This is a genomic window from Mesorhizobium kowhaii, from assembly GCF_003253745.1.
Lineage (GTDB): Bacteria > Pseudomonadota > Alphaproteobacteria > Rhizobiales > Rhizobiaceae > Mesorhizobium > Mesorhizobium kowhaii.
In genome coordinates this window covers 1-2,834 of sequence record NZ_MZXV01000014.1, presented here as the reverse complement: position 1 = coordinate 2,834, position 2,834 = coordinate 1, and the positions used below count along the sequence as shown (strand labels likewise).

4 protein-coding genes are annotated in these 2,834 nt (G+C 61.8%); all 4 read left to right on the top strand.

Annotation, left to right across the window (positions count from 1 at the left end; translation table 11 throughout):
• Positions 1-581 precede the first annotated feature (581 nt).
• Positions 582-1,328, top strand: a complete 747-nt coding sequence (locus B5V02_RS08725) for an SDR family NAD(P)-dependent oxidoreductase (protein ID WP_111543838.1) — start codon at positions 582-584, stop codon at positions 1,326-1,328.
• Between the two features lie 92 nt (positions 1,329-1,420).
• Positions 1,421-1,858 carry a GlcG/HbpS family heme-binding protein gene (locus tag B5V02_RS08720; RefSeq protein ID WP_111543837.1) on the top strand — a complete coding sequence of 146 codons (438 nt, stop codon included), beginning with the start codon at positions 1,421-1,423 and terminating at the stop codon, positions 1,856-1,858.
• A 76-nt stretch (positions 1,859-1,934) separates the two neighbouring features.
• Complete coding sequence (locus B5V02_RS08715) at positions 1,935-2,375, top strand: nuclear transport factor 2 family protein (protein WP_167458424.1); 441 nt, start codon at positions 1,935-1,937, stop codon at positions 2,373-2,375.
• On the top strand, positions 2,372-2,834 hold a 463-nt coding region (locus B5V02_RS08710), incomplete at its 3' end, for an alpha/beta fold hydrolase (protein ID WP_146606029.1). The genes B5V02_RS08715 and B5V02_RS08710, both read left to right, overlap by 4 nt.

Here is a 2,834-nt window from a genome sequence, read left to right as displayed (position 1 = left end):
TCAGCCGCGAGCGTCAGGCTGCCCTCCTCGGCGACCGCGACGAAATAGCGAAGGTGCCGTAGCTCCATAGCGCCTTCCATCTTCAAGGCATGCCCCCCACCTTACAAAGTCTTTTTCGCGGGCGCCAGGGGAGGCCACATGGCTTTCAACGATAGCACATGTCTGGTCTCGGTCTCTAAGCCTCGGGGCCAGAGGGTCCGCTCCCGTACTTTGCCGGTAGGGCACAAAATTGCGAGGATTGCGCGGTTCACTGGTGGGACAGCTCGCCCAATTGGCCGGAGCGCGGGCCTGCTGGGCGCATTGGTCGTCGATGTTCTGAACAGTGGCATCTACGACCTTCGGGCTGCCGTTGAAGCGCAGTAGAGTTTGGGCTGTCACGCGGCCTACTGGAGCCGCCGGCTTTAGTCGTTCCATATCTCCAAGGCATGCCCCCCTACTTGCAAAGTCTTTTTCGCGGGCGCCAGGGGAGCCTAAATGGCTTCCAACGAAAGTACCTGCAACAGGTCTCGGTCTCTAGGCCGCGGCCAGTGGGTCCGCTTCCATACGCTGCCGGTAGGGCGGCAAACTGCGAGGATTACAAAATGAACACTCAAGTTGTTTTGATCACCGGTGGACTGACCGGCATCGGTCGCGCCGCCGCGGTCGCCTTCGCCAAGAAGGGCGCGAAGGTCGTCGTTGCCGGTCGGCGTGACGAGGCCGGCCAGGCGCTCGCCAAGGAACTCCGCTCTTTCGGTTCGGAGGCAGAGTTCATCAATGCCGACGTCCGCAAGGAGGATGACGTCCGCGCGTTGGTCGACAAGACCGTCGCACGGTTCGGGCGTCTCGATGTCGCGGTGAACAACGCCGCCACCGAAGGCGATCGCGGCCTGATCACGGATCAGACCGCCGAAAGTTTTGCCGCGACGTTCGATACCAATGTTCTCGGAGTGGTGCTGAGCATGAAGCACGAAGTGCGCGCCATGCAGGCCCAGGGCAGCGGCACCATCATCAATATTTCCTCGACCTACGGGCACGAGGGCGCGGCCGGCGCCTCGCTCTACGTCGGCGCCAAGCACGCCGTCGAAGGCATCACAAAGTCGGTGGCGCTCGAAGTCGCCAAGTCGGGAATTCGCGTGAATGCTGTCGCGCCTGGCCCCACGGACACCGGCATGCTCACTCGTTTCACCGAGACGGCGGAGAACAAGGCGGTTCTGGTGGGGCAGGTCCCGCTGGGTCGACTCGGCCTGTCCGAAGAAGTCGCCGACGGCATCGTGTTCATCGGATCGGACGAGGCCAGGTTCATCACAGGTCACGTTCTCAACGTCGACGGCGGGCACAGCGCCAACTGATCCTGTTCGGGCGACCGAGATTGCGCAAGGGACCCACTATTACGACCCACGCCCGATCAACGCGCGGGCATCAAGCGGAAGGACGGACTTCAATGGCTGACGTGATCAAGAAGCACAGCATTTCTTCTGAGCTCGCACAGAAGATGGTGGCGGAGGTGATAGCGAAAGCAAGCGCGCTAGGCGTTAGCGAGAACGTTGCGATCCTCGACGACGGCGGCAATCTCAAGGCCTTCAGCCGGATGGATGGGGCCCCGATCCTCTCCATCGAGATGGCGCAGAACAAGGCGTACACTGCTCTGTTCGGTGTTTCCACTCAGGACTTCTTCAACTTTATCCAAGGCGACCCGTCGCTTTTGGCCGGTATCCCCACGCTCGCGCGTGTGGCGGCGTGGGGCGGCGGGTTTCCCATCAAGATCAACGGAGAAATTGTCGGCGCGATCGGTCTCAGCGGGGCACCCGCGGTGCAGAATGACGTTGATTGCGCGAAAGCGGCCCTCGCGCTCGTACCGGATGCGATGCCAGTTGAATAACAAAGGAGCGACCACAATGAATCCTGACCACCAGACCGCGCCGCGATGGCCAACGGACAGCAGGAAAGAGATATTGATGGGCGACCAATCAAATAGCGAACTGAGCAAGGCGGTGGTGGATGCCTATTATCAGGCCGGCGTGGAGGGCCGGCTAACGGACTTCGCCCAGTACCTGCATCCCGATTTTACGACAACGGCGCCCAACTATCTCCCCTGGGGTGGAGTTCATCCAGGGGCGGCGTTCTTCCGCGACGAAGTCCTTGCCAACCTCCCCGATGTGCTCGACTTCGGCCGGTTCCGCTACGACAGCCTCATTGCGGAGAACGGCCGCGTGGTGGCGCTCGTGAATTTCGGCATCACCGGCAGCGACGCAATGATCAAGATCTCCGAGCACTGGACCGTAAAGAACGGCAAGGCCACCTCGATCTGGGTCGCCTATTTCGAGCCGCAGACCCTGCTCGAGAAGCTCGGCAGCGCACCCGGCGCTAGCGCCCATCCAAAGGAGATATGGACATGACCGCACACACACACCAGACCGCGCCGACGCAGTTCGTAGAGGCTAAGGGAATCCGCTTCGCCTATCGCCGGTTCGGCAAGACCGGCGGCGTGCCGCTCGTTTTCAATCAGCACTACCTCGGCACCATGGACTACTGGGACCCGGCGGTGACCGATGGATTTGCTCGCGGCCGCGAGGTGATCTTGTTCGACAACGCGGGCGTCTCCAGCAGCTCCGGCGAGGTCCCGACCACATTCGAACAGATGGCCGCGAACGCCATCGCCTTCATCAAGGCGCTGGGCCTGAAACAAGTCGACATATTTGGTTTCTCGATCGGCGGCCTGGTCGTGCAAGAAATCACTTTGCAGGCGCCCGATCTCGTTCGCAGGATGATCGTCGATGGCGCAGGTCCGCGCGGCGGTCAGGGAATGGAGCTGATAGCCCAGGCTACAGGGCGGCTCTTTGGCGCCCACCCCCACG

Coding starts and splice junctions, on each gene's coding strand:
- B5V02_RS08720 (WP_111543837.1), top strand. CDS start 1,421: ATGGCTGACGTGATCAAGAAGCACAGCATTTCTTCTGAGCTCGCACAG.
- B5V02_RS08715 (WP_167458424.1), top strand. CDS start 1,935: ATGGGCGACCAATCAAATAGCGAACTGAGCAAGGCGGTGGTGGATGCC.
- B5V02_RS08725 (WP_111543838.1), top strand. CDS start 582: ATGAACACTCAAGTTGTTTTGATCACCGGTGGACTGACCGGCATCGGT.